Annotated in this window: 7 protein-coding genes; 4 read left to right on the top strand and 3 right to left on the bottom strand. The window is 66.1% G+C overall.

The annotated features are described in order from the left end of the window. Window positions 1-510 precede the first annotated feature (510 nt). A complete protein-coding gene (locus FHG89_RS32395) occupies window positions 511-984 on the top strand; it encodes a GNAT family N-acetyltransferase (RefSeq protein WP_139588184.1) in 474 nt (157 codons plus the stop codon). 846 nt (window positions 985-1830) lie between these two features. Next, a complete protein-coding gene (locus FHG89_RS32390) occupies window positions 1831-2385 on the top strand; it encodes a hypothetical protein (protein WP_139588182.1) in 555 nt (184 codons plus the stop codon). 305 nt (window positions 2386-2690) lie between these two features. Here the strand turns inward: FHG89_RS32390 and FHG89_RS32385 are convergent, their stop codons facing one another. After that, entirely contained in the window at window positions 2691-3050 is a 360-nt protein-coding gene (locus FHG89_RS32385) for a hypothetical protein (protein WP_167517586.1), read from the bottom strand. A gap of 217 nt (window positions 3051-3267) precedes the next feature. On the opposite strand from FHG89_RS32385, the gene FHG89_RS32380 reads away from it, so the two are divergent. After that, the gene (locus tag FHG89_RS32380) at window positions 3268-3753 is read left to right on the top strand and encodes a hypothetical protein (protein WP_208761186.1); all 486 of its coding nucleotides are present in this window, start codon (window positions 3268-3270) and stop codon (window positions 3751-3753) included. Between the two features lie 39 nt (window positions 3754-3792). On the opposite strand, the gene FHG89_RS32375 is transcribed toward FHG89_RS32380, so the two are convergent. Continuing rightward, window positions 3793-4836, bottom strand: a complete 1044-nt coding sequence (locus FHG89_RS32375) for an integrase core domain-containing protein (RefSeq protein ID WP_244296075.1) — start codon at window positions 4834-4836, stop codon at window positions 3793-3795. 477 nt (window positions 4837-5313) lie between these two features. Here FHG89_RS32375 and FHG89_RS32370 point away from each other — a divergent pair, with 477 nt between their 5' ends. Further along, window positions 5314-6426, top strand: a complete 1113-nt coding sequence (locus tag FHG89_RS32370; protein WP_139588179.1) for a hypothetical protein — start codon at window positions 5314-5316, stop codon at window positions 6424-6426. Between the two features lie 630 nt (window positions 6427-7056). Here the strand turns inward: FHG89_RS32370 and FHG89_RS32360 are convergent. Beyond that, on the bottom strand, window positions 7057-7524 hold the full coding sequence (locus FHG89_RS32360) for a hypothetical protein (protein WP_139588178.1): 468 nt from the start codon (window positions 7522-7524) through the stop codon (window positions 7057-7059). Between the last annotated feature and the right edge of the window lie 4 nt (window positions 7525-7528).

Raw genomic sequence — 7528 nt, 5'->3', positions numbered from 1 at the left:
TTCGTCCTCACCGCATCACTCCCGCCAGAACACACCCTGCACTGGTCAATCTGGCGACGAACATCCCAAGCCCGAGCCCGCCGATCCCACTACCAGCACAGACAGGCCAAGTGACGTTGGAGTACTAAGCCGAGCTGCCGTTTGCGCTCTGGTACACCTCGCCGCAGTTAGCGTCCGCGACCTCCCAAAGAGACACACCTGCCCGACCTCCTCAACCCCCGTGTTGGAAACGGCACCCAGACCGATCGAGTCGAAGGTGACAGCCGCCGGTCGGCGATGGCGAACAGCCCGCCGTCATCACCCCGGCGGTGCTGTGGCTGATCGACGAGCTGTGGTTAACGGCGTGGCCGCGCCCGACGACAGCTCCGGCCGGAGCCCCGGACGGCCTCGCCAGTTGCCTCCGCAGTCCCCGGCGGCATGTTCGATCGATACCCGACGCACCAGCGGTTGCAGTGGCGGCAGAACGCTCCAGGCACGTCGGGCGCTGGTGGCGATGCGAGGATGGCAACCGTGCTGACCATTGACTCATTGACCGAACTCGACCACGACGAGTGGGAAGGGCTGACCCGGAGCTTCCACGCCCACTGGGCCGGCCGGCCGGGTCGGCCCGCGACTGAGGTTGACGACGACGGCTACGAACGCACCTGGCAGCGTCTGGTCAACGGAGAGCAGGTCCGTGGCATCTGTGCACGGCTCGACGGCAAGATGGTTGGCATCGCGCATTACCTGTTCCACGACAGCGTCTGGGGTGCCGGGAGATGCTACCTGGCAGAATTGTTCGTAGACCCGCAGGCACGACGCCGAGGTATCGCCACGGCGATGATCGAGCGCGTGGCCAAGGACGGCGATGAGCATGGCGCCCCACGCCTGTACTGGAACACCGAGATCGACGCCGACGCCCGCGCCTTGTACGACAAGCTCGCCGTCTACAAAGGCTATATCGTGTACAACTACTCGTGGCCTGCCACTACCGCCGTGACGTGAAACAGACCACCCACCCGTTACGCAGACACCACTGCTCAGCAAGTCCAGGATGCCCGCATAGGCATCATGTGCGTTCCATTGAAGCGTGACTCGCACCTGAAGCATCGGGTTGACTACCGTGGGTGATCACCGCGGAAGAGGGCCATCGAGATTCGTGCGGCCACCGAGGATTATCGCCGCCGTTGTGGGGGCAGCCTTGAGGCCATTCGTCAGCGATGGGGATGCTCCGCGTTCCCTCGGAACCGCCAAAGATCTCGCACACTGACGCGTTCCACGCCACTCAGCTCACCACGGCCCGTCCCCGTACAGCGTTGCGCACGCCTCAGCGACCTTGAGTGCGGCTTTGCTGATCTCCAAGTTCGCCTCTCCACCGCCGTCGACTGCCCCCCATTCAGATCAGCGGTCTCCCGGGCATTCCCCGCGTCCCGCAGGTCCCGGCCGTGCGCCGACGTGATCTGGTCCGCCGACTTCAACGCGTGCTCGGCTGCCTTACGAGTGTCCGCGAGGTTGCCAAGGACCTCCAACATGTCAGTGGACAAAGTGTGGCAGGCCAGGCGGTTCCAATCCTGGGTGGGCAGCGGCGCCGGGGCTGAACTGACGCCGGCGGCCGTGTTGGTAGACCCGCTAGTGCCGCAGGCGGTCATGCCAGCGGCGACGGCCACAGCGAACGCCAGAGTGGCGTAGCGGGCAAAACGGCGGGCGCGGTCGGTCATCAGTTCGCCTCCCGTAAGGAGTGTGAAGTTGGGGTAAAGCAGGTGCCATGCTGAACACGGTCGGGTGGACCCTCGTCAGGGATGTCATCAACCAGACAGCCGCCCGGCAGGATGCAGGACCACCCCAACCCGGGTGCTGCCGGAAGATCGTCCGATGCGCCTTCAACACGGAACCGTCGCCCTCGTCGCCGCACTCGCCCTTAACGCCGGCTGCGGCGCCAACACCCCCGACACCGCGAGCAACCCGCCGCAGGCCGTCCCAACCACACCTGCGGCCACCCCGGCGCCGGCCGCTGCGGAGCCGCTCACCGCCGAGCAGGTGCTGGCCAACCTGACCGCTGCGAAACTCGGCCTGACGAAGGGGGCTGTTCAGGACGAGGACACCGACCCCAACCACCTGCTCGGGCGACCCAACGGGTATCTGTCCAGAGCGTCCGCCGACCTGCCCGGCGGTGACCCGGAAGCCGACAAGTTCTCCATTGACCGGGGACTCGTGGTCGAGGTCTTCGCGGCGGCGGCCGACGTGGATCGCAGGTCCGAGTACATCCAGACGGCGTTGAAGGCCGCCCCCATTTTGGGAACCGAATACCACTACCGGGCAGACAATGGCCGGGGGTTGGTGCGGGTGTCCGGGAAGGTGAAGCCCACGGCGGCGAAGAAAATCGAGGCTGCGGTCTCCGCCATGTGAGCGAAGTTCGAAGGTGGACGTCGTTACCAGGCGGCTTACCACATCACTGTGCGGATGCTGGTCGACCGCCAACAGGAAGCACCATTGCCGAGGTCTTCGGGATTGCCGAAGTGGTCGTCACAGCGGATGCTCAGGTAGGGCACCGCCAGGTGGAAATGGTGTTTCAGCTGGCTACATCAGTTACCGGCGCGGTGGCGCCGGGAGCTTTCGGTTCGCCGCGCCCAGTCCGGGCCTTGCTGGTCGGAGCAGGAAGTCCGGGGCTGTCCCAGAGCGCAAAATCAACGCTGCCAGGTGCAGGGCCTGGGCTACAGGATGCGGGTCAGCTCGTGCATCGCGGCGAACTGCCTGTCCGGAGGTGGTGGTGGCAGCCGCAGAAGGTCATCGGCGTCGCGGTCGCGCTGGTGACTGCCCAGCGTGATCCCGGCGCGTTCGAGTGTCGGGTGATCAACGAAGGGGACGAGCGCGTCGACTGGCAGGTGCGGCGCTGCGACCAGAAGCTTCCCCAACTGGGGTGCGGCGGCGAGGCCCTGGAGGGCTGCCGGGTGGCGGAGGTGACGCAACCCGAGGCATTCGGCCCGCGTCATGGGGTTGGAGCCGAAGTCCGGAAGCCGGTCAACGGTGAGCGTTTCTAGCCGCAGCCATTGCAATGCCGGCAACCGTGTCACCGGGGGTGAGGTCGGTGTGCTTTCGCACTTGGCGCAGTTGCCTGGTCTCGCATGATGTTTGACGAAACGGCGTCGGAGGACGCTTGACGCCAGGTCGAGATCGATAGGTTCTTTGCTGAGCCGATGGTAGGGCGAGGCCGTCCGGGAGGGGGACGGTTCGCGTTTCGGGTTCTCGGACGCGGGTGGCACGATGCGTGCTGTGAGTTGGCATTTGCTGGTGACGCCGCTGCACATGGCGGCCGCAGACGGTGGACTCCAGTGGGCAGCCGACGCTGAGTCTTCCTTTGGTCTGCCCGCGGAGGCACCGCCCGCTCGTGACCTGCCGATGGTGGCGCAGGTCCTGGCCGTCTTCTGGAGGGCTGGCTGCCACGGTGTGCCGTGGTTCCAGGTCGCCGGGTATGACGTGACCAGCGATCTGCCGGGCTGTCCGGACCCTGCCACCTGCACATCGGTCGGTGGCCTGGACCTCGGCGAGGTCAGCCTGGGGGTCGATGGCGCCGGCGGTGACGAGCCTGTGGAGTTGGACCAGGCCGTGGCTGACATCGGGTTCCGTAAGCCATCCGGGAGTGCCCTGTTGGCCGCGGCGGTGGCGCTAGCGCCGCAGGCCGGGCCGCTGCTGGTGTTCGATGACAGCGGCGAGCACGTGTTCGTGGTGTCGCCGGGCGATGATCCGGACCACCTGGCTCGGCATTGGCCGTGGTAGCCACACCGTCGCGACAGTCCTGCTTCCCTAAGCGAGGCCTCATCTGGCGGTGACCGTGATCTGGTGTTTGGCCGTGGTGCGGTTCAGGTCGGTGGTGCTGCGGCGGGGGACGGCTGTGATTGGGGTGTCGGCGTCGTAGACGGTGACGGTGTGCTCGTCCAGGGCGACGGACACCAACTTGCGGGCGTGGACCTTGCCGACCTGGATGCGTTGGCCGGCGACCTGGATGCTGCCGTTGACCGACACGACCCGCTCGACTGTCAGGGCGGTGGCCGGTGGTGGGATCCGGGAGGCGGGTCGGGCGTCGCGGATGCGGCCGCAGGCGGTCGGTGGCAAGGGGCAGCGCAGGGTGCGGCGCAGATGCCCGGCCTCGTCGATGACGTGCAGAAGGACGCCGTCGAGGCGGACCCGGACGCGTTGACCGGCAAGGGGCATGCCGACGCTGATCTGCCGGCCGGCGATGCTGATCCCGCCGCAGGCGTTGACGACCCGGTCGACCTCGACGGCGGTGCTCTGCGGTTCAGGCTGCGGCAGTGGGGACGGTCCGGCGGAAGCGCCGCCGTCGGCCAGTAGGCGGGCAAGGTCCCGTTGAGACAGCCGGGAGGGGCTGGACTTGATGCGGGCGCCGTCGGTGGTCAGGACGTGCAGCCGGTCGGTGTCGACCCAGATCGTGACCGGGGTGCCGGCGAGGGCGGGGCCGAGCCACACCTGCTGCTGGGCGACGGTCAGGTTGCCCGACGGTGGCACCACGCGGAGCAGTTGCACCGGCTGCGGGCGGGCGGTGGACACGGTCACCGATCCGGCGTCGACCTCGACGGCGGGTGGCGTTCTCGGCGCCGGTGGAGCGGCGGGCAGCAGTCCGGACGGCAGGCGCAGCGGCAGGACGTCTGTCGCCGGCTGACTCGGTCCTGGAGTGGGTCGGTGGAACCGGTCGGCGGGGAAGGCGTCGTCGATGCCCTGGTGCGGCCGGTCGTAGTCGTATTCGGCGACGAACACGTCCACCGCGGCCTGGGCCTGCTCGACAGTGGCGAACACCCGCCCGTCCAGGCACTCACCCTGCAAGCTCTGGTGGAACCGTTCCACCTTGCCCGTGGTGGTCGGGGAGCAGGGCTTGGTGTTGACGAGCTCCTCTTCGATCTGGTTAATGACCGACTTCTCCTCCTCGGAAGGCCCGAGGGTCGACAGGGAGAGGTTGAGGACTCGTCCCGTGTGCTGGTCGGTGAAGGCCTTCAGGACACTCGACTTGCCCGCGCCATATCGACCGGTAAAGCGCGATGTTGCGGATGTCCGGGTCCTGCAGGGCGGCGGTCAGCCGTGCGACGTACTCCTCGTGCTGTTCCGGCTGAAACTGCGGCGTCAGCGGAAGCGGCACGACATCACCGTCGGCAGACCCCGGCCGGCCCGCCTGCCGAGCTCGTAGTCGTTCCCACCAGCGCACGGTCTCCCCTTCCCCGTGACCAGCCAAGGCTAGAGGAGAGTGCTGCAACCTCCACGCGCGGTTGTCGCCGTCGAGGGAGACGCCTCTCGATCGACCACGACGCGGGCCCGTACGGTTAGCGAATGCCCGAGACCGGACTTCGCCGTGAGTTGGTCAAGAACCGCTGGCTGCTGTCCCTCGCCGTCGTTGTGACCGTGGGAGCGGCGGCCTGGGCCTGGCAACTCGCCGCGACCGGTTTCAGCCCCAGTCCCCGACTTGCCGACCGTGGCGTGATCGCCGTTGCGCTCGACGCGAACCAGACCGGCGTAACCGCTCCAGTGCAGGTTCACGTCGCCTACAACCCCGGAACCGGCAAGGCGGGCACGACCTCCCTGTCGCTAGTGCTACAGCACGAAATCGGCGCCGCGCCCGAGGCGGCACCGCCGACCGCTGCCATTGTACTAATCTGTGGCGATTTGGCCACGGGGATCGACATGATCAACAGATTCAACCAGCCAGTGAAGTGGAAACCCGTTCAGCCGAAATCCGAGAACAGTGACTATTGGTCCATGCTCGGTGGATCGATGTCGCGGTGCGTGTACACGCGTGTTTCGCTGGACAGCGGCGATGTAGGCTTACGGCAGGAAATCCTCTCCGGCATCAGCGGGATCACGTGCAAACGCGCCTCTGGTCCTCGGCTGCTGTACGTCCTACCAGGACTGACGACCCTACCCCACGCATCCGCCGGAGAAATCGCCTTCCGCCCGTTGCCGCCGGGATCCAAGGCGATCATCGACCTCGACAATCAACCCGGCGACTTCAGTGCGCAGACCGCCAGTCCGCAGCTGCCAGACTCCGGCGTCCTTCGCTGGACCAAGGAACTGCCGGGCAGTGCGGGACCGCTCAGCTACCGCCTGAGTGGGGAACTACTCGACACGGCGGCGATACAACAGCGCAACCTGTTCATGGCCGGCGCGTTGGCCGGAGTCGCCGGCGGCGGCATCATGCTCGTGCTCGAGGCCGCCGTTCAGTTGCTGCTAAACCGCAGCCGAAAGCGCGCCGCAAAACCGCAAGCCATGGCCCCACTGCCTCATTCGCAGGATCGCACCGAGGCGCCCGCCCTCATCACGCCACCGGCTGCCGCGCCGCCTCCTCAACGCCGTGATCGATCGATGTCCGTCGCGGTGGCCGCCGCCGTTGGGGCCACCGCCGTCCTGATCCTGCTCCGTCGCAGGAGAAACCGGCTGTGGTTCTAGGTCGACGGCACCCAGACTTGTCGGCAGCCTCAGGTCGGCAGCTGACACCAGCCAGGCCGGGGAGCAGCGAAACCTGACCACTTCGGTGCTCTCGCTGAAGCTCATAGCTCCGCAGCCAGAGGAGCGAGGAGCTGTTGGCTTGGGAACCCCGGCCCGACCAGCCTTAGCCAGTGCCGCTGCTGCACCGAGGCCGCCGAAGTCAAGATCGAAATAGTTTGAACCTTGCAGTTCGCTTCGCGCGTAGAACAACTGTTCGTACCAGTCGCCGCCTGTCACTGGAACCGAATGCCGACCAGCCGGTCCTGCACCAGGGACACGCTGTCGGCTGGATCGCCGAGGCCCTGTCACCACTGCGGGACAGCCACCCGCACGTCGACACCGACCGGCTCGCCATCGCGATCCGCTCGGCGACGGGCATAGAAACACTCCTCCCGGGATCCATACCGACAGCCGACGTAACCTGCGCGCACTCCCCGCAATCCAGTTCAGGCCGCTACGTCTTTGAGACCATCGAAATCCCACACCGGTGCCAGCGAGAACATCCGGGCAACCGCCTTCCGAACGTCCGGATCCCCGATCCAGTCGTTCCAGAGATTCGAACCTCGCTGCAAACCTATTCGATTATGAGAATCAGGTCACTGTTGCCGCAATCCTGAACGGAACTCCTTGGTCTTCATGCTTCAGGTGAACAGCCATTACGCCGGCCAGAAGAGGCCACTGAGCAGTCGACACGGCATCCAGGCCCTCCGGGAATCCCTCATCCCCGTAGGAACCAACAAATGTCGGATGTCCAAATTCCGCCGTGACAACCGCCAGATTCTCGGCAAACCTACCCTCGAATTTTTCGAAAAATAGCTCTTCGCTGCCCGGATCATCGAAATCCGGCATCGCCAACTCAATCGTTACCTCAAGGAAGGCAGACGATCCACGGCCGTACTGCGTTCCCACGATTTCACCGATCTGCCAACGGCGGTGCAAGCCAGCCGCACCAAGCCGGCTTTCGCCCCAGCCAGCGGCGCCAAGCCTGTCTTCGAGCGACAGATTCGGATCACCTTGAGCCACTTGCGCAAAAGCACGCATCACCTCAGCCGCGGCCACACTC

It is taken from the genome of Micromonospora orduensis (genome assembly GCF_006228125.1).
In the GTDB taxonomy this organism is placed as follows: domain Bacteria; phylum Actinomycetota; class Actinomycetes; order Mycobacteriales; family Micromonosporaceae; genus Micromonospora; species Micromonospora orduensis.
Note: the sequence above shows the minus strand (reverse complement) of the source record. Positions and strands in the feature narration are given on the sequence as shown.

Excerpts from the sequence above, each read along its gene's own strand:
- FHG89_RS32370 (WP_139588179.1), top strand. The coding sequence starts at position 5,314 with ATGCCCGAGACCGGACTTCGCCGTGAGTTGGTCAAGAACCGCTGGCTG.